This is a genomic window from Nocardioides sp. Soil774 (assembly GCF_001428125.1).
Taxonomy (GTDB): Bacteria; Actinomycetota; Actinomycetes; order Propionibacteriales; family Nocardioidaceae; genus Nocardioides.
Genome location: NZ_LMSM01000007.1, coordinates 79,073 through 102,105, shown reverse-complemented (window position 1 = coordinate 102,105; position 23,033 = coordinate 79,073). Strand labels below are relative to the sequence as shown.

20 protein-coding genes are annotated in these 23,033 nt (G+C 70.9%); 13 read left to right on the top strand and 7 right to left on the bottom strand.

Translation table 11 applies throughout. The features are described from left to right. Nucleotides 1-29: 29 nt before the first annotated feature. The 4 genes from ptsP to ASG76_RS10225 all read left to right on the top strand — a co-directional run bounded on the left by ptsP (nucleotide 30) and on the right by ASG76_RS10225 (nucleotide 5,654). Nucleotides 30-1,712 (top strand): phosphoenolpyruvate--protein phosphotransferase, encoded by a 1,683-nt coding sequence (gene ptsP / locus ASG76_RS10240; RefSeq protein WP_056602830.1) that lies wholly within the window; start codon nucleotides 30-32, stop codon nucleotides 1,710-1,712. A gap of 41 nt (nucleotides 1,713-1,753) precedes the next feature. Further along, nucleotides 1,754-3,490, top strand: a complete 1,737-nt coding sequence (locus ASG76_RS10235) for an alcohol dehydrogenase catalytic domain-containing protein (protein ID WP_056602457.1) — start codon at nucleotides 1,754-1,756, stop codon at nucleotides 3,488-3,490. Between the two features lie 116 nt (nucleotides 3,491-3,606). Then, entirely contained in the window at nucleotides 3,607-5,124 is a 1,518-nt protein-coding gene (locus tag ASG76_RS10230) for a PTS mannitol transporter subunit IICB (protein WP_082587429.1), read from the top strand. Nucleotides 5,125-5,219: 95 nt separating this feature from the next. Beyond that, nucleotides 5,220-5,654 carry a PTS sugar transporter subunit IIA gene (locus ASG76_RS10225; protein ID WP_082587428.1) on the top strand — a complete coding sequence of 145 codons (435 nt, stop codon included), beginning with the start codon at nucleotides 5,220-5,222 and terminating at the stop codon, nucleotides 5,652-5,654. Between the two features lie 18 nt (nucleotides 5,655-5,672). Here ASG76_RS10225 and ASG76_RS10220 read toward each other — a convergent pair whose 3' ends face one another. Then, nucleotides 5,673-7,799, bottom strand: coding sequence for a molybdopterin-dependent oxidoreductase (locus ASG76_RS10220; protein ID WP_235529510.1), 2,127 nt, complete (start codon nucleotides 7,797-7,799; stop codon nucleotides 5,673-5,675). A gap of 186 nt (nucleotides 7,800-7,985) precedes the next feature. Here ASG76_RS10220 and ASG76_RS10215 point away from each other — a divergent pair, with 186 nt between their 5' ends. The 6 genes from ASG76_RS10215 to ASG76_RS10190 all read left to right on the top strand — a co-directional run bounded on the left by ASG76_RS10215 (nucleotide 7,986) and on the right by ASG76_RS10190 (nucleotide 15,399). After that, entirely contained in the window at nucleotides 7,986-9,233 is a 1,248-nt protein-coding gene (locus tag ASG76_RS10215; RefSeq protein ID WP_056602452.1) for a glycosyltransferase 87 family protein, read from the top strand. Continuing rightward, nucleotides 9,166-10,635, top strand: coding sequence for a bifunctional glycosyltransferase/class I SAM-dependent methyltransferase (locus ASG76_RS10210; protein WP_200948144.1), 1,470 nt, complete (start codon nucleotides 9,166-9,168; stop codon nucleotides 10,633-10,635). The genes ASG76_RS10215 and ASG76_RS10210 overlap by 68 nt, the downstream gene beginning before the upstream one ends. A 134-nt stretch (nucleotides 10,636-10,769) precedes the next feature. Further along, entirely contained in the window at nucleotides 10,770-11,036 is a 267-nt protein-coding gene (locus tag ASG76_RS10205) for a DUF6458 family protein (protein ID WP_056602448.1), read from the top strand. Between the two features lie 171 nt (nucleotides 11,037-11,207). Then, complete coding sequence (rpsO, locus tag ASG76_RS10200) at nucleotides 11,208-11,483, top strand: 30S ribosomal protein S15 (protein WP_056602446.1); 276 nt, start codon at nucleotides 11,208-11,210, stop codon at nucleotides 11,481-11,483. A 294-nt stretch (nucleotides 11,484-11,777) separates the two neighbouring features. Next, nucleotides 11,778-14,006 (top strand): polyribonucleotide nucleotidyltransferase, encoded by a 2,229-nt coding sequence (locus tag ASG76_RS10195; RefSeq protein ID WP_056602444.1) that lies wholly within the window; start codon nucleotides 11,778-11,780, stop codon nucleotides 14,004-14,006. An 85-nt stretch (nucleotides 14,007-14,091) separates the two neighbouring features. Continuing rightward, a complete protein-coding gene (locus ASG76_RS10190) occupies nucleotides 14,092-15,399 on the top strand; it encodes a M16 family metallopeptidase (protein WP_235529508.1) in 1,308 nt (435 codons plus the stop codon). Between the two features lie 22 nt (nucleotides 15,400-15,421). Here the strand turns inward: ASG76_RS10190 and ASG76_RS10185 are convergent, their stop codons facing one another. Next, on the bottom strand, nucleotides 15,422-15,937 hold the full coding sequence (locus ASG76_RS10185) for a class I SAM-dependent methyltransferase (RefSeq protein WP_056602440.1): 516 nt from the start codon (nucleotides 15,935-15,937) through the stop codon (nucleotides 15,422-15,424). Between the two features lie 126 nt (nucleotides 15,938-16,063). Between ASG76_RS10185 and dapB the strand changes: the two genes are divergently transcribed. From dapB to ASG76_RS10170, 3 genes are all read left to right on the top strand, one after another. Beyond that, the gene (gene dapB, locus ASG76_RS10180; RefSeq protein WP_200948149.1) at nucleotides 16,064-16,807 is read left to right on the top strand and encodes a 4-hydroxy-tetrahydrodipicolinate reductase; all 744 of its coding nucleotides are present in this window, start codon (nucleotides 16,064-16,066) and stop codon (nucleotides 16,805-16,807) included. Nucleotides 16,808-16,912: 105 nt separating this feature from the next. Next, nucleotides 16,913-18,541: a M4 family metallopeptidase gene (locus ASG76_RS10175; protein ID WP_056602438.1), complete on the top strand. Its 1,629-nt coding sequence runs from the start codon at nucleotides 16,913-16,915 to the stop codon at nucleotides 18,539-18,541. 143 nt (nucleotides 18,542-18,684) lie between these two features. Then, nucleotides 18,685-20,274, top strand: coding sequence for a M4 family metallopeptidase (locus tag ASG76_RS10170; RefSeq protein WP_056602436.1), 1,590 nt, complete (start codon nucleotides 18,685-18,687; stop codon nucleotides 20,272-20,274). Between the two features lie 22 nt (nucleotides 20,275-20,296). Here the strand turns inward: ASG76_RS10170 and ASG76_RS10165 are convergent, their stop codons facing one another. From ASG76_RS10165 to ASG76_RS10145, 5 genes are all read right to left on the bottom strand, one after another. Beyond that, nucleotides 20,297-20,593 (bottom strand): AzlD domain-containing protein, encoded by a 297-nt coding sequence (locus ASG76_RS10165; RefSeq protein WP_056602434.1) that lies wholly within the window; start codon nucleotides 20,591-20,593, stop codon nucleotides 20,297-20,299. After that, nucleotides 20,593-21,324, bottom strand: coding sequence for an AzlC family ABC transporter permease (locus tag ASG76_RS10160; protein ID WP_235529506.1), 732 nt, complete (start codon nucleotides 21,322-21,324; stop codon nucleotides 20,593-20,595). The genes ASG76_RS10165 and ASG76_RS10160 overlap by 1 nt, the downstream gene beginning before the upstream one ends. 43 nt (nucleotides 21,325-21,367) lie before the next feature. Continuing rightward, on the bottom strand, nucleotides 21,368-21,592 hold the full coding sequence (locus tag ASG76_RS10155) for a hypothetical protein (RefSeq protein ID WP_056602430.1): 225 nt from the start codon (nucleotides 21,590-21,592) through the stop codon (nucleotides 21,368-21,370). A 123-nt stretch (nucleotides 21,593-21,715) separates the two neighbouring features. Further along, on the bottom strand, nucleotides 21,716-22,276 hold the full coding sequence (locus tag ASG76_RS10150; protein ID WP_056602427.1) for a GNAT family N-acetyltransferase: 561 nt from the start codon (nucleotides 22,274-22,276) through the stop codon (nucleotides 21,716-21,718). Then, on the bottom strand, nucleotides 22,273-22,854 hold the full coding sequence (locus ASG76_RS10145; protein WP_056602425.1) for a DUF3043 domain-containing protein: 582 nt from the start codon (nucleotides 22,852-22,854) through the stop codon (nucleotides 22,273-22,275). The genes ASG76_RS10150 and ASG76_RS10145 overlap by 4 nt, the downstream gene beginning before the upstream one ends. Between the last annotated feature and the right edge of the window lie 179 nt (nucleotides 22,855-23,033).

Here is a 23,033-nt window from a genome sequence, read left to right as displayed (position 1 = left end):
TCAACACTGACCTGTTCTACGGTGTGTCCATGACCACACCCGAGCACCCTCCCCTGAGCGGGACCCCGGTCGTGCCAGGCGTCGCCGCGGGCCCCGTCCTGCACGTCCGCGGCGAGGTCTCGCCCGACGCGATCTCACGCTACGGCGACGGCGGGTTCTCCGACGCCGACGCCGCGCTGTCGGCGTACGACGAAGCGGTCGCGGCGGTGGCGGAGACGTTCTCGACCAAGGCCGCGGCGACCCAGGGCGCTGCGGCGGAGGTGCTCACGGCGAGCGCGGGCCTCGCGCGCGACAAGGGCCTGCGCTCCGCGGTGTCGAAGAACCTCCAGGCGGGACCGGGTCCCGTGGCGGCCGTGCAGGGCGCGGTCGAGCAGTTCGTCACCATCTTCACCGGCATGGGCGGGCTGATGGCCGAGCGCGCCACCGACCTGCGCGACATCGAGCGCCGGGTCGTGGCCCACCTGGTCGGCGAGCCCGCGCCCGGCGTCCCGACGCCGGACGTGCCGTCGATCCTGGTCGCCGAGGACCTCGCGCCGAGCGACACCTCCGGGCTCGACCCCGCCCTCGTCACCGCGCTGGTCACCGAGCGCGGTGGCGCGACCAGCCACACCGCGATCATCGCCCGCCAGCTCGGCATCCCGTGCGTGGTGGGGGCGGCCGGCGTCATGGCACTGCCCACGGGGACCTTCGTGGTCGTCGACGGGGAGGCCGGAACGATCGAGCAGGGCGCCGACCCCGACGACGCGCGTGCCCGCGTCGAGGAGAGCCGGCGCCTGCGCGAGGAGCTCGCGACCTGGAGCGGCCCGGCCGCGACCGCCGACGGGCTCCCGGTCAAGCTGCTGGCCAACGTCGCCGACGGCCCTTGGGCCGGCTCCGCGGCCAGTGAGCCCGTCCAGGGGGTGGGCCTGTTCCGCACCGAGCTGTGCTTCCTCGACCGCAAGGACGAGCCGAGCGTGGAGGAGCAGGCCGACATCTACGCCGACGTCCTCTCGCCCTACTCCGACGGGCGCTACGTCGTCGTCCGCACCCTCGACGCCGGCTCGGACAAGCCGATCGCCTTCGCGACCCACGAGGGCGAGGAGAACCCGGCGCTCGGCGTGCGCGGGCTGCGGCTGAGCTTCGGCAACCCCGGCCTCATGGACCGCCAGCTCGACGGCATCGCGGCCGCCGCGGAGCGCACCGGCACCGAGACGTGGGTGATGGCGCCGATGGTCGCCACGGTCGCGGAGGCCGCCGAGTTCGCCGGGAAGGTGCGCGCCCGTGGGCTCAAGCCCGGCGTGATGGTCGAGATCCCGAGCGCCGCCCTCCTCGCGCACCGGATGCTGGAGGTCGTCGACTTCCTCTCCATCGGCACCAACGACCTCACCCAGTACGCCATGGCCGCCGACCGCATGGCCACCGACCTGGCCCACCTCACCGACCCCTGGCAGCCGGCCGTGCTCCAGCTGATCGCCATCACCGCGCACGCCGGCACCGAGGCCGGAAAGCCGGTCGGGGTGTGCGGCGAGGCCGCGGCCGACCCGCTCCTCGCGACGGCGCTCATCGGCATGGGCATCTCCTCGCTCTCGATGGCTGCCCGCGCCGTACGCCCCGTGGGCGCGCAGCTGTCGAAGGTGACCTTCGAGACCTGCGAAGCGGCCGCCGAGGCCGCGCTCGGCGCGCCCGACCCGATGGCCGGGCGTGCTGCCGTGCGGGCGCTGCTCGGCCACTGAGGCCAGGCCCACCACAGACCCACCTCACGACGGAGGAAGCAATGACATCTGCCTACGACCGCTACCGCGCGGCCGATCTCGACCTGCCCGACACTGCCTGGGCCTGGAACCTGCACGGCGCGGGGGAGGACAACATGGGCAAGGACGGTGAGCCCGAGCAGGTCGCCGTCCCGCGGCCCGACGCCGACCACATGCTGGTGCGCATCGACAGTGTGGGCCTCTGCTTCTCCGACGTGAAGATCATGCGCCAGGGCGGCAGCCACCCCAAGCTCTACGACCGCGACCTGGGCAAGGAACCCACCCGGCTGGGCCACGAGGTGAGCCTGACCGTCATCGAGGTCGGGGACAACCTCGAGGACCGCTACCACGCGGGCCAGCGGCTGGCGGTGCAGCCCGACATCTACCAGGACGGCAGGAGCACGGCCTACGGCTACACGATCCCCGGCGGGCTGATCCAGTACCACCTCATGGGTGCCGAGATGCTCGAGACCGACGACGGCGCGTGCCTGCTGCCGCTCCCGGACTCGATGGGCTACGCCGAGGCGTCCACGCTGGAGCCGTGGGGCTGCGTGATGGCGGCCTACACCCAGCGTCGCCGCCTCGAGCCCAAGGACGGCGGGACCATGTGGATCGTCGGGCGGCCCGGCGACGAGCGGGACTACGAGTTCTCCTCCGGCCTGGATGCTCCGGCCACCATCGTCATGACCGACGTGCCCGCGTCGGTGGCCACGCTCGTGGAGGGCACCTCGGCCACGACGGTCGTGCGCGACGGCATCGGCACGGACGACTACCAGGCGCTGGTGGACGAGCTGACCGACGGCGCCGGGTTCGACGACATCGTCGTGCTCGATCCTCGTTCCGCTGCGACCGTGGGCGAGGTGGCCAGGCACATCGCCCGCCGCGGCACCCTCAACCTGGTGGGGGAGACCGCCCTGGACGGGCTGGTGGCCACCGACGTGGGCCGGTTGCACTACGACTACACCGCCTACCTCGGGGGCCGGGGACCGGACATCGCCGCCTCCTACGGCGAGGCGCGCAACCGCTGCGACCTGCGCTCGGAGGGCACGACCGTCTTCGTGGGCGCCGGCGGCCCGATGGGACTGATGCACGTCCAGCGGGCCATCCAGCAGCCCGACGGACCCCGCAGGATCGTCGCCACGGAGGTGAGCGACGAACGCCTCAAGAGCCTCGAGGACCGGCTGGCCCACCTCGCGGAGAGCAACGACTGCGAGCTGGTGACCTTCAACTCCCAGACCTCGCAGGAGTCGCTCCACGACTTCATCCTGAGGACCACCGACGGCCGAGGGGCCGACGACGTGGTGGTCAGCGTCCCCCTCTCCGAGGTGATGGCCGAGGCCGACACCCTGATGAGCTCCGACGGCATGCTGGTCTTCTTCGCCGGCGTCCCCAACGGCACGCTGGCGCCGCTGAACCTGAGCGCGGTCTACCTCGACAACGCCCAGTACACCGGCACCTCGGGACTGACCATCCACGACCAGCAGCAGGTGGTGGACCTGGCCACCCGGGGTGCGCTCTCGCCGGGGTCCATCGTGGGCGCCGTCGGCGGGATGCGGGCGGCCAAGGACGGCCTCCAGGCCCTGGTCGAGGGCCGCTACTCCGGCAAGGTCCTGATCTTCCCCCAGATCCACGACCTGCCCCTGACGGGCCTCGACGAGCTGCAGCAGCGGCTGCCCGACGTGGCCGCGAAGCTCGGACCCGGCAACACGTGGAACGCCGAGGCCGAGAAGGCGTTCTTCGACAGCCTGCTGCCGGGGTAAAGCCACACAGTCGGGCACAAATCCTGCCCGAATGCTTGGCAACGTGCCCGAACGTGATGTTTAATCACCACATCATGTGATGGGGATCACCCCGCGCTCGACTGGAGGACATCAGCATGGCGACCACAACTCCGACACCCGCAGGGCGCTCGTCCGCGCGGGTCCACGTGCAGAGGTTCGGCACGTTCCTCTCCAACATGATCATGCCGAACATCCCGGCCCTGATCGCCTGGGGACTGCTCACCGCGCTCTTCATCGACGTCGGCTGGCTGCCCAACGCCGACCTCGCCACGATGGTCGGCCCGACCATCCACTACCTGCTCCCGATCCTCATCGCCGCGACCGGTGGTCGCATGGTCTACGGCGACCGCGGCGCCGTCGTCGGTGCCTTCGCCGTCATGGGTGCGATTGCCGGCTCCGACCTGCTCGTGGCCGAGTTCAACGCCAAGCTCGCCGCAGACGCGCCGCAGCTCGGCCAGGTGCACATGTTCATCGGCGCGATGATCCTCGGCCCGCTCGCGGCCTACGTCATGAAGCGCGCCGACGCCCTGTGGGAGGGCAAGGTCAAGGCGGGCTTCGAGATGCTCGTCAACATGTTCTCGGCCGGCATCGTGGCCTTCGTCATGGCCATCGTGGGCTTCTGGGTGGTCGCGCCGGTCGTCAACGAGATCATGGACGTCCTCGGCAACGCCGTGGAGACCCTCGTCGACAACAACCTGCTGCCGCTCACCTCGCTGCTGATCGAGCCGGCCAAGGTGTTCTTCCTCAACAACGCCATCAACCACGGCGTGCTCACCCCGCTGGGTCTCACCGAGGCGGCGCAGAACGGCAAGTCCGTGCTGTTCCTCCTTGAGGCCAACCCCGGTCCGGGCCTGGGCCTGCTGCTGGCCTACTCCGTGTTCGGCCGCGGCATCGCCAAGGCCACCGCGCCGGGCGCAGCGATCATCCACTTCCTCGGGGGCATCCACGAGATCTACTTCCCCTACGTGCTGATGAAGCCGAAGCTCATCGTGGCGATGATCGCCGGCGGCATGACCGGCGTGGCCATCAACGTCGCCTTCGACGTGGGCCTGCGTGCCCCCGCGGCGCCCGGCTCGATCTTCGCGGTGTACGCCCAGACCGCCCGGGGCAGCTACCTCGGTGTCACCCTGGCGGTGTTCGCCTCGGCTGCCGTGACATTCGCGGTGGCAGCGGTGCTGCTCAAGCTCGACAAGTCGGACGACGAGGGCGACCTCACCGCGGCCACGAGCTCGATGGAGTCCATGAAGGGCAAGAAGTCGATCGCCTCCACCGCCCTCGCCGGGGGTGCCGGGGCCGGTGCTGCCACGGCCACCGCCACCCGGGCGATCACCAGCATCGTCTTCGCCTGCGACGCCGGCATGGGGTCCTCGGCGATGGGCGCCTCGGTGCTGCGCAAGAAGATCCACGACGCCGGGCACGGCGAGGTGACGGTGGTCAACAAGGCCATCGCCAACCTCGACGACACCTACGACCTCGTGGTGACCCACCAGGACCTGACCGACCGGGCGCGCCAGAAGACGCCGTCGGCCGTGCACGTCTCGGTGGACAACTTCATGGCGAGCCCGCGCTACGACGAGATCGTGCAGATGGTCGACGAGGGCAACAGGGCCTGAGTCGATCCCGTGTCACCGCGTGCCCGGCCCTCCGTGTGGGGGCCGGGCACGACCCGCTCCGAGCTCCAGACCACAGCACAGGAAAGAGGCGCCAGATGAGTGACGTACTGAGCAGGGACGCGATCGTGCTCGGCGGGCAGGCCCGCGACCGGGACGCGGCCATCACCGAGGCCGGGCAGCTCCTGGTCGCCTCCGGGGCCGTCGACGAGGCCTACGTCGCCGCCATGCACGAGCGCGAGACCTCGGTCTCGACGTTCATGGGCAACGGGTTGGCCATCCCGCACGGCACCAACGAGGCCAAGGCGCTGATCCGGCGCACGGCCATCTCGTTCATCCGCTACGACGAGCCCATCGACTGGTTGGGCAGCCCGGCGACCTACGTCGTCGGGATCGCCGGTGCGGGCGACGACCACCTCACGGTGCTCCAGGCGCTCGCCGGGGCGTTCACCGACGACGCCAGCATCGCCGCCCTCGGCGCTGCGCAGACCCCGGACGACGTGCTCGCCGTCCTGGGCGACGTCAGCACCTGAGCCGACGCCGCCTCCGGGTCAGATCGCCGTCACCGACACCGGTACGCCGTTGAGTGCGGCGTTGCCCGAGACGTCGAGCAGCTCGGGGTCGGTGAGGTCGTTGATCGACACGCCCGGCACCTCGCGGCTGCGGCTCATCAGGACGCCGTCCCTGGCGTGACCGTAGCCGTGGGGGAGCGACACGACCCCCGGCATCAGGTCGTCGGAGGCGGCGGCCTCGACCTCGACCGACCCCACCCGCGAGGTCACCCGCACCCGGGAGCCGTCGGCGATCGCGCGCTCGGCGAGGTCGGCGGGGTTCATCAGCAGCTGGTGGCGCGGGCGGCCGCGGGTGAGCCGCTCGGAGTTGTGCATCCAGGAGTTGCAGTCCTGCTTGTGGCGGCGCCCGATCAGCAGCAGCCCGTCGGGCTCCGGCGCCTCCACGGCCGCGAGGCGGGCGACGTCCTGCACGACGAGCGCGGGCGCGAGGTCGATCCGCTTCCCCTTCGCCGGCAGGCGTCCCGGCAGCTGACCGCCGCGCAGTGGGCCCAGGTCGATGCCCGACGGGCGGGCCCGCAGCTTGGCCAGCGTCACGCCGCTCGAGCCGCGGCGCAGCAGCTGGCCGACGAGGAAGGTCGGGCTCGCGGTGAGGCGCGCGCGCTGCACGAGGCGCTTCTTCAGCGGCGCCTTGCGCGAGAGACGGGCGGCGGTGCGCAACGTGAGCTCGCGGAAGATCTGCCAGTCGTGGCGCTGGTCGGCCTCCTTCTCGAAGACCGCGGGGGTGAAGCGCGCGGTGTCGCGCACCGCGAGCAGGTGGAACACCAGGTCGTAGTGGTCGCGCTCGAGGGCGGTCGTCGGCGGCAGGATGACGTCGGCGTGCCGGGTGGTCTCGTTGACGTAGATGTCGACCGCCGCCATGAAGTCCAGGCCGCGCAGCGCCCCGTCGAGCCGGGCCCCGTCGGGGGTGGAGAGCACGGGGTTGCCGGCCACCGTCAGCAGCGCGCGCACCTGGCCCTCGCCGGGCGTCTCGATCTCCTCGCGCAGCGCCGACACCGGCAGCTCGCCGGCGGTCTCGGGGAGCCCGCGCACGCGCGAGCGCCAGGCGCCGTGGTGCCCGCGTCCGATGAGCCCGGTGCCGACCGCGTCGATCGCGGGGCTGGTGAACATCGCCCCGCCCGCGCGGTCGAGGTTGCCGCTGAGGATGTTGAGGCAGTTGACCGCCCACTGGCACACCGTGCCCCACGGGCCGGCCGAGACGCCGATGCGGCTGTAGACCACGCCGGCGTCGGCGGTGAGCAGCTCGCGCGCGAGGCGCCGGACCTCCTCGGCGGGCAGTCCGCTCATCGCCTCGGCCCGCTCGGGGGTGAAGTCGGCGACCAGGTCGACCACCGTCGCCAGCCCGTCGACGTACGCCGCCACGGCGGGGGTGCTCTCTGTCGTGAGCACGTGCAGCATCGCGAGCAGCACCCACGCGTCGGTGCCCGGTCGCACGAAGTGGTGCTCGTCGGCCACCTTCGCGGTCTCGGTGCGTCGGGGGTCGAGCACGACCATCCGGCCTCCGCGCGTGTGCAGGTCGCGCACCCGCTGCGGGAAGTCGGGCACCGTCATCAGTGAGCCGTTGGAGGCCATCGGGTTGGCGCCGATGACGAGGAACCACGAGGTGCGGTCGATGTCAGGGACCGGCAGGAAGAGCTGGTGGCCGAACATCAGGTGGGCGACGAGCTGGTGGGGGAGCTGGTCCACCGAGGTGGCGGAGTAGCGGTTCCTGGTGCGGAACGACTTGAACATCGCGGTGCCGTGGGTCATCGAGCCGAGGCTGTGGGCGTTGGGGTTGCCGAGGTAGACGCCCAGCGCGTCGTCGCCGTGCTCGTTGATCACCCGCGCCAGGTTGTCGGCGACCAGGTCGAACGCCTCGTCCCAGCCGATCTCCTGCCACGCCGCGTCGGCGCCCTCGCCGACGCGGCGCACGGGGCGGCGCAACCGGTCGGGGTCGGCGTACACGTCCGCGATCGCGACGCCCTTGGGGCAGATGTGACCGCGCGACAGCGGGTCGGCCGGGTTGCCGCGCACGCCGGTGACCTCGCGTCCCTCGATGGTCAGCTCGACGCCGCAGATGGCCTCGCACAGGTTGCACACGCCGATGCGCTTCTCCCACTGCCTGGTCACGGATCGATCCAACCACGTGCTCCGCGCCACGTGGCTCCCGTCGACTCCCGAGCGTGCGTCCTATGCTTCGGCGACGGCGGCAGAGGGCTGTGCCACCGGGGGTCGGCGAGCGGGAAGGGTTTCGTCATGGGGCTGTCGCGGCCTTCGGCGCTGAGAGGTGCGTGGACGACGGATCGGCGAGTAGCTGTGGCCGTCATCGCGGCAGCCGTTGCCGCAACTGCCGTCAAGCTCTACCTGGCAGCCACGACCAGCGGGACGAACGACATCGTGTACTGGACCCAGTTCGCGGCGGGCGTCCGAGAGTTCGGACCGATCGGCATCTACGGCGAGGCCTTCGAGGCGCCCTACAACCACCCGCCACTGGCGGGATGGTTCCTGGAGCTCGTGAACCTCGGCCAGCGCGCCGGGCTCGGCCTGCCACTGCTGATCCGTGCCCCAGCGTGTCTCGCGGACGCGATGACGTGCTGGCTGGTGTTCCGGTTGCTGAATGAGCGCTCAAGCACGCTCGGAGCGGGGGCTGCGGCAGTCGGCCTGGTCTGGAGTCCCGCACTGCTCGTCATCTCGGGGTTCCACGGCAACACCGATCCCGTGTTCGTCGCGCTCACCGTGGCTTCCTTCTTTCTCCTTGCGCGTCGCGGACGGTCTCTCGCCAGCGGTGTGTGCCTGGGGCTGGCCGTGAGCATCAAGCTCGTACCCGTGGTGGCTGTGCCCTGGATGATGCTCTTGGCGTATCGCAGGGGCGCTGCCGCGCTGGTGCGTTTCGCGATCGGTGGCGCGTTGGTCTTCGCCTTGCTGTGGGTCCCGGTGCTGGTGCTGAACGGGGGCCCGTTCCTGGAGAGCGTCGTCGGCTACCGAGGTATCTGGCTGAGGGAGTGGGGACTCGCGGAGCTGGTCGAGCAGGCGGGCTATCCACGTCTCGACGTGTGGCTGAACGCGCACGGCTCGTGGGTGGTCGCCGCCGCTGCGATGGTGCCCTTGGCCTTGACCCCACTTCGCAGGCCTCACGAGGAGGCTGTCGGGCTCGGGATGACCTTAGTGACGATGCTCGTGTTCACTCCGGCGTTCGGGATGCAATACCTCACGTGGGCCCTGGCCGCGGCGTACCTGGTGTCTATCAGGACGGGGTGGACGTACAACGTCGCTGCGAGCCTGCTCGTGCTCTCGGTGTACTCGTTGTGGAGCGGTGGCGGACCGCCGTGGCGGTGGGAGCAAGCGTGGGCTGTTCCCTTTACACTCGGTCAGCACATGTTGATGGCGGTGGCTTGGGCCTGCCTGCTGTTGAACTGGTTGGACGGCATCTATCCGGCGACGAACCAATCCCGTCGGGCACAGGGGGACCACTGCGATGAGCATCAACGGAATGCGAGTGGGCATCGCCATCGTGGCCTACAACGCCGAGAGCACGCTGGTCAGAACGCTCGACCGGATACCTGAGGACTTCCGGCCCTCAATCGACGAGGTGATCATCCTCGACGATGCGAGCACGGACGGCACCACCCGATACGCAGAGCAATGGGCGTCCCACGTGGTCGACCACACCGTGATCGTCGTGACACACACGAAGAACCTGGGCTACGGCGGCAATCAGAAGGCGGCCTACGCACTGGCGGCTGAGCGTGGTCTGGACGTGGTGGTGTTGCTGCACGGTGACGGTCAGTACGCGCCCGAGATGCTGCCGCAGATGGTGGAGCCTCTGGTCGCCGGCGAGGCCGAAGCGGTCTTCGGATCCCGCATGATGCTCAAAGGCGCGGCTCGCGCCGGCGGCATGCCGCTGTACAAGCGGCTCGGCAACAGAGTGCTCACCGGCATCGAGAACCGCATGCTCGGCACGTCGCTCAGTGAGTTCCACTCCGGCTATCGCGCCTATGCGATGTCCGCGCTGCAGGGCGTGCCCTTCGAGCACAACAGCGATGCCTTCGACTTCGATACGCAGATCATCGTCCAGTTCGTCGACGCAGGACACAGGATCGTGGAGATCCCAGTACCCACGTACTACGGCGACGAGATCTGCTACGTCAACGGTACGAAGTACGCCTGGGACGTCACCAAGGACGTGTTCGAGTATCGACTCAACCGGATGGGCTTCGGCACCAGCCAGTGGGTTCCGAAGGTCGACGGGTACGACCTGAAGGAAGGCGAGGGCAGCTCGCACGACGTCATCCTCGCGATGCTGTCCGACCGGCCCCCCCTGCGGGTGCTGGACTACGGCTGTTCGGGGGGCCTGCTCGCCGAGAGGGTGCGCAAGCTGGGGCACCACGTGGTCGGCGCGGACGTCGTCGAGATCCCAGGCGTGCGCGATCGAGTCGACGAGTTCCATCTGCTGGACACATCCGCTGGGACCGATCAGGACCTCGGTGTCGACTACGACGTCGTCATCCTCGGCGACGTCATCGAGCACCTCGCCCAACCCCTTGACTCGTTGCGACAAGCGGTCGATCGGCTGCGTCCGGCGGGCGAGGTCGTCCTCTCCGTCCCGAACTTCGGGCACTGGTACCCGAGACTGCGCGTGGCCACCGGCCTGTTCGGTTATGACAGGAGGGGCATCCTCGACGAGACGCACCTGCGGTTCTTCACGCGGCGAAGCCTGTTGCGCCTCGTCCATCGAGCTGGGCTCGACGTTCTGGAGGAGCATCACACCGGGCTCCCGCTTGGGTTGGTGCGGCAGGAGGCAGAAGGCGAACGCCGCACCCTGTCCCGGCGTGTCGACGCCGCCCTTGTGTCTGCGCGCCCGCAGCTGTTCGCCTACCAGTTCGTGCTGCGCCTGCGACCGCACGTGGAGTCGGCGAAGATCGCCATGTACGGGGAAGCCGTGGCCCGACGGGGCCTGGCCACGTGAGGTAGGTCGGCGCTTGCCGAGACCGTCGCACGTCGCGGCACCCCGCAGGGGGGTGACAGCGGGCGCGAGGCGCGCCAGACTCCTCGCGCGCCCGGTCCAGACCGGCGCGCATCCCCAACAAGAAGGAGACTGTCATGGGTTTCGGAGGACCGATCGGCCTCATCGTCGTGGGCCTGATCCTCGCGTTCGCGTTGAACGACCAGGAGGTGGGGCCCCTCAACATGTGGACCCTCGGCATCATCCTCGCGCTCGCCGGGGTGCTGTGGCTCGTGCTCACGATCATCCAGCAGAACACCCGCCGCAAGCACACGACCATGGCGACCACCACGGACGCCCAGGGCCGTCAGGCCACCACGCAGCGGACCGACGTCTCGGACCCGCCGCCCCCGCCGGCGGTCTGAGCCGCCAGCACGTCCTTCGGTGCGCGGCGCGGATTGGGCCAGTCGTCCGGGGCCTCGATATGCTTCTGCGGTTGCCCGTGAGGGTGACACGCCGTCATGACGGCCGCGGAACCTCAGTGCCCCGGTGAACAGGCCCGGGCGCGCCGCGCAACGAGAACCGAAGGAGCCCCCATGTCGATTGGTACCGACGCGGAGACCAAGAAGAAGATCATCGCCGAGTACGCCCTGACCGAGGGTGACACCGGTTCCCCCGAGGTCCAGATCGCGCTGCTCAGCCACCGCATCTCGCACCTCACCGAGCACCTCAAGGAGCACAAGCACGACCACCACAGCCGTCGTGGTCTGCTGCTGCTCGTCGGCCAGCGCCGGCGCCTGCTGAACTACCTGCAGAAGACCGAGATCGAGCGCTACCGCTCGATCATCGAGCGCCTCGGCCTGCGTCGCTGATCGCGACAGGAGCGGTTCCCCTCCGGGGGAGCCGCTCCTCTCACATCCGGGACACCCTCTCCCGGCCCGGGCCGCGCTAGTGTCGACCCGGCACAACTGAACACACCACCACATCAGGAGCGACCCGCACGTCCGGCCCGGTCCTCGGTAGTGGCCTTCAGACCAGCCCCGTCAGGGGCACGCTGCGGGCCTCGATCGAAGACCGGCCCCAGCGGGGCTTCGAGTCCCCGCGAGCCGTCCAGGCAAGTGGACGCCGCGGATCGCTCCGCGAAGAGAAAGCAGGATCCTGCTTCCATGAGTGAACCCATCATCTCCGCCGTCGAGACCGTCCTCGACAACGGCAAGTTCGGCAAGCGCACCGTCAAGTTCGAGACCGGCCTGCTGGCCCGCCAGGCCGCCGGCTCCGTCACGGCCTACCTCGACGACGAGACCATGCTGCTCTCGGCGACGACCGCGGGCAAGACGCCCAAGGACCACTTCGACTTCTTCCCCCTGACGATCGACGTCGAGGAGCGGATGTACGCCGTGGGCCAGATCCCCGGCTCGTTCTTCCGCTCCGAGGGTCGCCCGGGCGAGGACGCGATCCTCACCTGCCGTCTCATCGACCGCCCGCTGCGCCCGACCTTCAAGAAGGGCCTGCGCAACGAGGTCCAGGTCGTCATCACCGTCATGGCGCTCGACCCCGACATGCCCTACGACGTGCTCGCGATCAACGCCGCGTCGCTGTCGACCCAGCTCTCCGGCCTGCCCTTCTCCGGCCCCGTCGGCGGCGTCCGCGTGGCGCTCATCGACGGCCAGTGGGTCGCGTTCCCGAGCCACTCGCAGCTCGAGAACGCCGTCTTCGACATGGTCGTCGCGGGCCGCGTGACCGAGTCCGGCGACGTCGCGATCATGATGGTCGAGGCCGAGGCCCCCGAGGACACCATCGCGCTCGTGCAGGGTGGCGCCCAGGCGCCGACCGAGGAGGTCGTGGCCGGTGGCCTCGACGCCGCGAAGCCCTTCATCAAGCAGCTCGTCGAGGCCCAGGCCCAGCTCGCGGCCGAGGCCGCCAAGCCGGTCCAGGACTTCCCGGTCTTCCTCGACTACGAGGACGACGTCTACGCCGCCGTCGAGGCCGCCGCGAAGGACGAGACCGCCGCCGCGATGACCATCGGCGACAAGCAGGAGCGCGAGCTCAAGGTCGACGAGATCAAGGCCTCGCTGCTCGAGAAGCTCTCGGGCCAGTTCGAGGGTCGCGAGAAGGAGATCGGCGCGGCGTTCCGCTCGCTCAACAAGTCGCTCGTGCGCCAGCGGGTGCTGCGCGACAAGATCCGCATCGACGGTCGCGGCCTCGCCGACATCCGCCCGCTGCACGCCGAGGTCAACGTGATCCCGCGCGTCCACGGCTCGGCGCTCTTCGAGCGTGGCGAGACCCAGATCCTGGGCGTCACCACCCTCAACATGCTCAAGCTGGAGCAGCAGCTCGACACGCTGTCGCCGGAGAAGCACCGCCGCTACATGCACAAGTACGTCTTCCCGCCGTTCTCCACCGGCGAGACCGGCCGCGTGGGCTCGCCCAAGCGCCGCGAGGTCGGCCACGGCGCCCTGGCGCGCCGCGCCCTCCTGCCCGTGCTGCCCTCGCGCGAGGAGTTCCCCTACGCGATCCGCCAGCTCTCCGAGGCCATGGGCTCCAACGGCTCCACCTCGATGGGCTCGGTCTGCGCCTCGACCCTGTCGCTGCTGCAGGCCGGTGTGCCGCTCAAGGCCTCCGTCGCCGGCATCGCGATGGGCCTCATCTCCGACGAGGTCGACGGCGAGACGCAGTACGTCGCGCTGACCGACATCCTCGGCGCCGAGGACGCCTTCGGCGACATGGACTTCAAGGTCGCCGGCACCCGTGAGTTCGTCACCGCGCTGCAGCTCGACACCAAGCTCGACGGCATCCCCGCCGAGGTGCTCGCCGCCGCGCTGACCCAGGCACGCGACGCGCGCCTGGCGATTCTCGACGTCATGGCCGAGGCCATCGACGCGCCGGAGGAGATGTCGATCCACGCGCCGCGCATCATCACCGTGCGCGTCCCCGTCGACAAGATCGGCGAAGTGATCGGCCCGAAGGGCAAGGTCATCAACCAGATCCAGGACGACACGGGCGCGACGCTGTCCATCGAGGACGACGGCACGGTCTACATCGGTGCGACCAACGGCGAGGCGGCCGAGGCCGCCAAGGCCGCGGTCAACGCGATCGCCAACCCGACGATGCCCGAGGTCGGCGAGCGCTACCTCGGCACCGTGGTGAAGACGACCAACTTCGGCGCCTTCGTCTCGCTCATGCCCGGCAAGGACGGCCTGCTGCACATCAGCAAGCTGCGCGCCCTCGCCGGCGGCAAGCGCGTCGAGGCCGTCGAGGACGTCCTGTCGGTGGGCCAGAAGGTCCAGGTCTCGATCGCCGAGATCGACGACCGCGGCAAGCTCTCGCTGGTCCCCGTCGTCGACGAGGCCGAGGGCGGCTCCGAGGAGCCGGCCGAGGCGACCGACGCCGAGTGACCTGAGCTCCACCACCACGACCGGCCGGCGGCCTCCGCCGGCCGGTCGTGGCGTTCCACCCCCGCTGCGTCCCGGAAGGACCCCCGTGCAGAAGAACGGCACCACCCGCACCCTCCACACCGTCAAGGACGCCGAGGGCGCGGTGACCTCGCGCGTGCGGCGCACGGTCCTGCCCAGCGGCCTGCGGATCGTGACCGAGCAGATGGCCGGCACCCGCTCGGCCAGCATCGGCGTGTGGGTCAACGTCGGCTCGCGCGACGAGACCCCCGTGCTGCACGGCTGCTCGCACTTCCTCGAGCACCTGCTCTTCAAGGGCACCCCCGAGCGGACCGCGATGGAGATCTCGGTCGCGCTCGACGCGGTCGGAGGCGAGTTCAACGCCTTCACCACCAAGGAGTACACCGTCTTCCACGCGCGCGTCCTCGACGAGGACCTCGCCACCGCGGTCGACGTGCTCGGCGACATGGTCACCGCCTCGACGATCACCCCGGCCGACGTCGAGGCCGAGCGTGACGTGATCCTCGACGAGATCGCGATGCACGACGACGACCCCGACGACGTGGTGCACAACCTCTTCGCGCACCAGGCGTGGGGCGACTCCCCGCTCGGCCGGCCCATCGCCGGCACCGAGGCGTCGATCACCGCGATGACCCGTGCGCAGATCCACCGCTTCTACCGCCGCCACTACCGCCCCGACAACATGGTCGTCGCGGTGGCCGGCAACGTCGACCACACCACCGTCGTGCGCCAGGTGCGCCAGGCCTTCGGCCGCAGCGGCTTCCTCGAGGGCGACGCCACGCCGACGCCTCCCCAGCAGAGCGAGCGCGCCCGCACGGTGCACCCCGGCGAGGCCCGCACCGTCCGGCCCCAGGAGCAGGTCAACCTGGTCCTCGGTGTGAAGGGCATGACCCGCACCGACCCGCGTCGCTTCGCGCTCGGCGTGCTCAACACCGCCCTCGGCGGCGGCACCTCCTCGCGGATGTTCCAGGAGGTGCGCGAGCTGCGCGGCCTGGCGTACTCCGTGTACTCGTTCGCCACGCACCACGCCGACGCCGGTGTGGTCGGGGTGTCCGTGGGCTGCCTGCCCGGCAAGTACGACGCCGTGCTCGAGACCGTGCGCGGCGAGCTCGCCAAGGTCGCCGAGCACGGCCTCACCGAGGAGGAGGTCGAGCGGGGCAAGGGCCAGCTCAAGGGCGGCCTGCTCCTCGGCCTCGAGGACTCCGGGTCGCGGATGTCGCGCATCGGCAAGGCCGAGCTGGTCTACGACGAGCTGCTCACCATCGACGAGGTCGTGGGTCGCATCGAGTCCGTGACCCACGACGACGTGTCGTCGCTGGCGCGCGAGCTCTTCACCCAGCCCGAGCTGCTCGCGGTCGTCGGTCCGACGAAGTAACCGCAAGCAGCAGCAGGGCGGCCTATCGCCGGGCGATGAGCCCGATGACCGGGGGCGCCTTCTGCTCGACGACGCTGACCCGGAAACCGCCGCGGAGCAGGTTCTCCGAGGCCTTCTTCACGATGTTGGGCACCAGCTCGGGGCGCGCGGCCTCGTAGAAGAGGTAGACCGCGCCACCGGGCACCACGCGCTCGTGGAGCAGCGCGATCTCGTCCTCGCACGGGCGCACCCAGAACAGGTTCACGTTGAACGCGAAGACCTTGTTGAGCCGCTTGACCGGCACCCGCAGCGTGGCGAGGTCGATCTGGCGTACGACGAGCCGGCCGGCGTCGACGTACTTCTGGTTGCGGCGCTTCGTGCGGTCGACGCCCGACTCCGAGCGGTCGATCGCGAACAGCTTGCCGGTCTCCAGCCTGGCGCAGATGGCCTCCGCCCCGGCGCCGGGGCCGCAGCCGATCTCCAGGACCTGGTCGGCCGGCTGGACGTCCATCAGGTCGACGGCCCACTTGATGCGCGGCGGGATGGTCGGGGAAGGCATGGCCCACAGCCTGCCAGACCCGCGTCGGCGAGTCAGCCACCGCCACCCGTGCCGGACCCGCGGCGGTAGGTTGGGGGAGTGAGCGCGACTGAGGCCGAGACCCGTGAGACCCCGATCAAGGCCCCGATCAAGGTGGGCGTGCTCGGTGCGCGGGGCAAGGTCGGCGCCGAGGTCTGCAGCGCGCTGGACGCGGCGTCCGACACCGAGCTCGTCGCCAGGATCGACGCCGGTGACGACGTCGAGGAGCTGGTGCGCTCCGGCGCCGAGGTGGTCGTCGACTTCACCCACCCCGACGTGGTGATGGAGCACCTGCGCTTCTGCGTCGAGCACGGCATCCACGCCGTCGTCGGCACCACCGGCTTCGACCAGGAGCGCCTCGACCAGCTCGAGGCATGGCTGGCGGACGCGCCCGGCGTGGGCGTGCTCATCGCCCCCAACTTCTCGATCGGCGCCATCTTGATGATGCGCTTCGCCGCGCAGGCGGCGCCCTTCTTCGAGTCGGTCGAGGTGGTCGAGCTCCACCACCCCGACAAGGCCGACGCCCCCTCGGGCACGGCCCGCCGCACGGCGGAGATGATCGCCGCCGCTCGTCGCGACGCGGGGTGCGACCCGATGCCCGACGCCACCTCCACCGGCCTCGACGGCGCCCGCGGCGCGGACGTCGACGGCGTACGGGTGCACGGGCTGCGCGTGCGCGGACTGGTCGCGCACCAGGAGGTCATCCTGGGCGCGCCGGGGGAGACGCTCACCGTCCGCCACGACTCGCTCGACCGCGTGTCCTTCACCCCGGGCGTGCTGACCGGTGTGCGTGGGATCGCTGCGCGCCCCGGCCTCACCGTCGGCCTCGAGCACCTGCTCGACCTCGCCTGAGGCGGACCTCCCTCCGGCCGTGTAACCCCCACCGGAGGCTGTCGTTGGACCGATGACTGCCGCGGTCCGCTCGGGCCCGCGGCTCGACTCTCGGGAGACACCACCATGCGCAGAACCGCAGGACTCGCCGCGCTCGCCGTCGCCACCGCCACCGCGGCGGCACTGCCCCTGACCACGGCGACGAGCGCCCAGGGCGCCCCGCCCGCAGCTCCCAGCTCCGCGAGCGCCGACGTCGCGTCCGGCGCCCTCTCGGCGCTCCAGCGCCACCCCGGTGCGGCGCGGGCCACCGACGGCCAGGCCTTCGTGCCCGGCGCCACCCTCGTCGACGCCGACGGCACCAGCCACGTGCGCTTCGAGCGCACCCTCGACGGCCTGCGCGTGGTCGGCGGCGACCTGGTGGTGCACCGTGACGCGGGCGGCGCGTGGGGCGGCGTCAGCCAGACCCTCACCACGCCTCTGACGCTCGCCACCGACCCCGCCGTCGCGGGGACGGTCGCCCGGCGCACCGTGCTGGCCCGAAGCGCCCGCACCAGCGCCGTACGCGGTGACGACGAGGCCGAGGGCAGCGAGCTCGTGGTCGACGCCACCGGCGCCCGCCCGCGCCTGGCGTGGGAGGTCCTCACCGGCGGCACCCAGGCCGACGGGACGCCCTCCCGCATGGCGACCTACGTCGACGCCCGCACCGGGACGGTCATCCGCAGCGAGCAGCAGATCGTCAACGTCGACGGCCAGGGCCAGACGCTCTACAGCGGCATGGTGCCGCTCAGCGTCACCCAGTCGGGCTCGACCTACCAGCTCAAGAACGCCGGCGTGCGCGGCAACACCTACACGACCGACATGAAGAACGCCGAGGACTCCCTCCTCTGCCAGATCTTCGGCTCGGGGTGCTCGACCGGCACGCTCATCACGTCGACGACGACCACGTTCGGCAACGGCACGAACAGCAACCGCGCCACCGCCGGCGCCGACGCGCAGTACGGGTCCAACGAGACCTGGGACTACTTCCAGACCATCCACGGGCGCAACGGCATCTTCGGCAACGGCCAGGGCTCCTACAACCGGGTCCACTACGGCCAGGACTACGTCAACGCCTTCTGGGACGGCACCAAGATGACCTACGGCGACGGTGACGGCGTCAGCTACGGCCCGCTGGTCTCGCTCGACGTCGCCGGGCACGAGATGTCGCACGGCGTCACGGAGAACTCCGCCGGCCTGACCTACTCCGGTGAGTCGGGCGGCCTCAACGAGTCGACCTCGGACATCTTCGGGACGATGGTCGAGTTCTACGCAGGCAACCCCAACGACCCGGCCGACTACCTGATCGGCGAGGAGTTCGACCTCAAGGACCACGTCGGCTTCCGCCGCATGGACAACCCGATCGCGGACGGCAGCTCGCCCAGCTGCTACAGCAGCAACACCAAGAACCTCGACGTCCACTACTCCTCCGGTGTGGGCAACCACTTCTTCTACCTCCTCGCCGAGGGCAGCGGCCCGAGGACGATCGGCGGTGTCGCGCACGACAGCCCGACCTGCAACGGCTCGACGATCACCGGCATCGGCCGCGACGCGGCGGGGAAGATCTGGTACCGCGCGCTGACCGTCTACATGACCTCTGGCACGACCTACGCCGGCGCGCGCACCGCGACGCTCAACGCGGCGAAGGACCTCTACGGCCAGACCAGCACGCAGTACGCCACGGTCGCCGCAGCGTGGAGCGCCGTCTCGGTCGGCTGATCCACCCCCTGGACGGTGTGCAGGGAAGTTTTCCTTGACAGCGAATCCAGGGCGGGGCTTGGGTGACCTCGGGTCGCCCGTGTCGACGACTCCTCCAGGCCCGGCCCACTCGGGTGCCGGCCAGACCCCCGGAAGGCTCCACCATGCGCAGAACAGCAGGACTCGCCGCGTTCGCCGTCGCCGCCGCCACCGCGGCCGCGCTGCCGCTGACCACGGCCACGAGCGCCCAGGGCGCCGCCACCTCGGCGTCCGCGGCGGCAGACCCGACGGCAGCTGCGCTCGCCGCGCTCCAGCGCCACCCGGGCGCGGCCCGCGCCACGCAGGGCCAGGCGTTCACCGCCGGCACGACCATCGTCGACCCCGACGGCAGCAGCCACGTGCGTTTCGAGCGCACGCTCGACGGGCTGCGCGTCATCGGCGGCGACCTCGTGGTCCACCGGGACGCGAGTGCTGGGTGGGCCGGCGTCAGCCAGACCCTCGCCGCACCGCTCACGCTCGGCACCGACGCGAAGGTCGCGGCTGCCTCCGCCCGCCGCACGGTGCTGGCGCGCAACGCCCGGTCGCAGGCCGTCCGCGGCGACGACCGCGCTTCTGCAGGCGAGCTGGTCGTCGACGCGACCGGCGCCACCCCTCGCCTGGCCTGGGAGGTCGTCACCGAGGGTGTCCAGGCCGACGGCACCCCCTCGCGCCTGGCGACGTACGTCGACGCGCGCACCGGCATGGTGATCCGCAGCGAGCAGCAGGTCGTCAACGTCGACGGCACCGGCAACACGCTCTACAGCGGCAGCGTGCCGCTCAGCGTGACCAAGTCGGGCACGACCTACCAGCTCAAGAACGACGGCGTCCGCGGCAGCACCTACACGGTCGACCTCAACAACCGCCAGGGCAGCAAGGGCACGCTCATCACGAGCACGACCACGGCGTTCGGCAACGGGACCACCAGCAACCGCGCCTCGGCCGGGGCCGACGCGCAGTACGGCAGCAACGTGACCTGGGACTACTACAAGTCCACGTTCAACCGGGACGGCATCTTCGGCACCGGCGCGGGGTCCTACAACGCGGTCCACTACGGCCGGAACTACGTCAACGCCTTCTGGGACGGCACCAAGATGACCTACGGCGACGGCGACGGCGTCAACTACGGTCCGCTCGTCTCCCTCGACGTCGCCGGGCACGAGATGAGCCACGGCGTCACCGAGAACACCGCCGGCCTGACCTACTCCGGGGAGTCCGGCGGCCTCAACGAGGCCACCAGCGACATCTTCGGCACGATGGTGGAGTTCTACGCCGCCAACGCCGCCGACCCGGGTGACTACCTCATCGGTGAGGAGTTCGACCTCAAGAAGCACCTCGGCTTCCGCCGGATGGACAACCCCGCCTCCGCCGACAGCTCGCTCAACTGCTGGACGCCCTCGGCGGGCTCGGTCGACGTGCACTACTCCTCGGGCATCGGCAACCACTTCTTCTACCTGCTGGCCGAGGGCTCGGGCGCCAAGACGATCAACGGCGTCGCGCACAACAGCCCGACCTGCAACGGCTCCACGGTCACCGGCATCGGCCGTGACGCCGCCGCCGCGATCTGGTACCGCGCGCTGACGGTCTACATGACGTCCAGCACCAACTACGCCGGTGCTCGCGTGGCGACCCTCAAGGCCGCGACCGACCTCTACGGCGCCGGCAGCACCCAGTACGCCGCCGTCGCCTCCGCCTGGAGCGCCGTCTCGGTGAGCTGATCCACCACGTGGGGTGGGGGCGTCAGACGAGGCGGGCGAGTGCCGCCACGACCGCCGCCCCCACCACCACGACCAGGAACGGCATCCGCAGCAGCAGCGCGACGAGGGCGAACCCGAGGCCGAGCGCCCGGGCGTCCAGCACCAGGGCGCCGTCGCCGGCGAACACCTGGGTCGCGACCAGCGCCGCCAGCAGGGCGACCGGGATCAGGTCGGCCACCCGCTCGACCAGGGGGTGGCCGAGCAGCCGGTCGGGCAGCGAGAGCCCGGCGAGCTTGAGCACGTAGCAGCCGACGCCGGCCAGCACGATCGTGGTCCACATCAGCGGTGCCCGCCTGCCACGTCGCCGGGCCCCGGGATCTCGGTGGGATCCTGCCTCCTGCCGAGGGCGCCCACCAGCAACGCCACTCCTCCGGCCGCCAGCACAGGCACACCCGGAGCGGTCGCCGGCACCAGCGCCAGCGCCAGCGCGGCGGCCAGCACGGCGACCAGCACGTTGCGGCGGTCCTGCAGCCGGGGCCAGAGCAGGGCCAGGAACGCGGCGCCCACCGCGGCGTCCAGCCCGAACGCCCGGGGGTCGCCGACGGCCTCACCGGTGGCGGCGCCGACGAGGGTGGCGAGGTTCCACAGGACGAAGACCGAGACACCCGTGGTCAGGAAGGCCAGGCGCGCTGCGCCGGTCGTCGTACGGCTGACGGACATGGCCGTCGACTCGTCGATCAGGACGTGGGCCGCAGCCGCCCGACGCCAGCCCCGCCACCGCAGCAACGGTGCCATCCGGAGTCCGTAGAGGGTGTTGCGGCTGCCGAGCATGAGCGCGGTCACCGCGCCCGACAGCGGGGCGCCCCCGGCTGCCACCACGCCGACCAGCGCGAACTGGCTGGCGCCGGTGAACATCAGCAGGGACAGCGCGCACGTCTGCGCGATGCTGAGGCCGGCCGCGACCGACACCGCGCCGAACCCGAAGCCGTACGCGCCGGTGGCCACGCCCACGGCCAGGCTGTCGCGGATGATGGCCGAGCGCTCGGTGCGGTCGGGGACGGTCTCGCTCACCGCGGCAGGCGAGGACATGGCGCCGACTGGTCCAGCGGGGTGTCTACGGCACGCGACGGCGTACGCGCGCGGGGCGCTGACGGTCGTGGAAGTCGTGCACCAACGCGAACGCGGCAGCCACGCCCACCCCGGCACCGGCCAGCAGGCCGACCCGGAGGTTCAGCGGGACCTCGGGCACGGTGCCCACCCAGAAGCCGAGGCCCAGGCAGACGAGCAGGGCGGCGAGGACGAGGACGAGCCTGTGGAGTGGCGGTAGCGGACCGAGCATGTCGAACCCCCGTGCTGGACCGGCGAAGTGGCCGGACCTCCATGGTGACGCCCGTCACAAGGATTTCAAGACACCTACGGGTGGATTTCGCCCGGATCTGGGTCGGCCGGGGTCAGCCGTTGGTCAGCCGATGGAGGTGTGCAGGCGCACCTGCTTGACCGTCGTCGCGCCGGTGCCGTCGAGGTCGAGCTCGCGGTGGGCGGTGTCGGGAGCCCAGCCGGCCTCGGTGAGGAACGTGCGCAGCGCGTCGTCGCCGGCGTTGACCCAGGTCACGGCGCGGGTGAACCGGTCGGCGGAGAGCGTGTCCACCGCCGCCTGGAGCAGCCGGGAGCCGTGGCCCTTGGCCCGCTCGGCGGGGTCGAGGGTGACCTCGGCGAGCTCGCCGTCGGCAACCGGGTCGCAGTCGGGGTCGGCGGCGGGGGAGGTGAGGGCGAAGCCGACCACGCGGTTGCGCTCGAGCGCGACGAGCACGCGGTTGCGCGCGTCGGCCGGCCGGGCGAGGACCTGGCGCCACTGGGCGCCGACCGCCTCGACGTCGGTGGGGATCACCTCGACCGGCAGCAGGCCTGCGTAGAGCTCGGGCCAGGCGCGCACCTGCACGGCTGCGATGGCCTGGGCGTCGTCGGCCCAGGCCACGCGCACGGACACGTCCGCGCTGGGCCCGCCGGAGTGGCTGTGCGTCATCGGTAGGTCTCGGGCAGCTTCTCGCCGATCCGGACCTGGGCCTTGGGCAGGCGCAGGAACTTCATCTGCAGCGAGCGCATGGCGGCGTAGAGCGTCGTGCCCCTGGTGGACTCGCCGGGGAAGCGCCGCGCGAGCTCGCGCCGCAGCCGGAAGCGCAGCATCACGATGTCGAAGACGATCACGACGAGCGTGGTGAACAGCACCGTGTTGCCGATGTTCATCATCGCGCGGTTGCCGCTGTAGCCCAGCACCATCGACAGGATCAGCAGCGGCACCATGAGCTCGATGAAGGAGAAGCGCGAGTCGACGTAGTCGCGGATGAAGCGCTTGACCGGGCCGCGGTCACGGGCAGGGAGATAGCGCTCGTCGCCGGTCTTCATGGCCTGGCGCATCTTCTGCGAGGTCTCGCCGCGCGCGGAGCGCTGGGCGGCCATCTGCTCCTTGCGGGTCCGCGGCACCTTCGCGCGGGCGCGGGCGGCGGCCTCGGCCTCCTTGCGCGAGGGCGTCGGGCGGCCCTTGCCGCCCGCCTTCTCGGGGACGGTCGGGGTCTCCTGCTCGGAGTTGGTACGACGGAACACGCGGGCTGCCCTCACCTGGATCGGATGCTGGCCCCCAGCCTATCGCCGTACGCCCCGGCGGGACCGCGCCGGATGCGCGCAGGCGTACGACGCCGATGTCCTACCTCAGCCTTGGGTTTGGTCCTAGGGTGAGAGTGTCGTCCCCACCAGCACCCCCGCATCACCGAGAGAGGGTCTCC

What these genes read in the sequence shown, in the direction of transcription:
- ASG76_RS10195 (WP_056602444.1), top strand. Translation starts at nt 11,778, where the DNA reads ATGAGTGAACCCATCATCTCCGCCGTCGAGACCGTCCTCGACAACGGC.
- rpsO (WP_056602446.1), top strand. Translation starts at nt 11,208, where the DNA reads ATGTCGATTGGTACCGACGCGGAGACCAAGAAGAAGATCATCGCCGAG.
- ASG76_RS10235 (WP_056602457.1), top strand. Translation starts at nt 1,754, where the DNA reads ATGACATCTGCCTACGACCGCTACCGCGCGGCCGATCTCGACCTGCCC.
- ASG76_RS10150 (WP_056602427.1), bottom strand. Translation starts at nt 22,276, where the DNA reads ATGACGCACAGCCACTCCGGCGGGCCCAGCGCGGACGTGTCCGTGCGC.
- ASG76_RS10205 (WP_056602448.1), top strand. Translation starts at nt 10,770, where the DNA reads ATGGGTTTCGGAGGACCGATCGGCCTCATCGTCGTGGGCCTGATCCTC.
- ASG76_RS10175 (WP_056602438.1), top strand. Translation starts at nt 16,913, where the DNA reads ATGCGCAGAACCGCAGGACTCGCCGCGCTCGCCGTCGCCACCGCCACC.
- ASG76_RS10165 (WP_056602434.1), bottom strand. Translation starts at nt 20,593, where the DNA reads ATGTGGACCACGATCGTGCTGGCCGGCGTCGGCTGCTACGTGCTCAAG.
- ASG76_RS10225 (WP_082587428.1), top strand. Translation starts at nt 5,220, where the DNA reads ATGAGTGACGTACTGAGCAGGGACGCGATCGTGCTCGGCGGGCAGGCC.
- ASG76_RS10170 (WP_056602436.1), top strand. Translation starts at nt 18,685, where the DNA reads ATGCGCAGAACAGCAGGACTCGCCGCGTTCGCCGTCGCCGCCGCCACC.
- ptsP (WP_056602830.1), top strand. Translation starts at nt 30, where the DNA reads ATGACCACACCCGAGCACCCTCCCCTGAGCGGGACCCCGGTCGTGCCA.
- ASG76_RS10230 (WP_082587429.1), top strand. Translation starts at nt 3,607, where the DNA reads ATGGCGACCACAACTCCGACACCCGCAGGGCGCTCGTCCGCGCGGGTC.
- ASG76_RS10155 (WP_056602430.1), bottom strand. Translation starts at nt 21,592, where the DNA reads ATGCTCGGTCCGCTACCGCCACTCCACAGGCTCGTCCTCGTCCTCGCC.
- ASG76_RS10185 (WP_056602440.1), bottom strand. Translation starts at nt 15,937, where the DNA reads ATGCCTTCCCCGACCATCCCGCCGCGCATCAAGTGGGCCGTCGACCTG.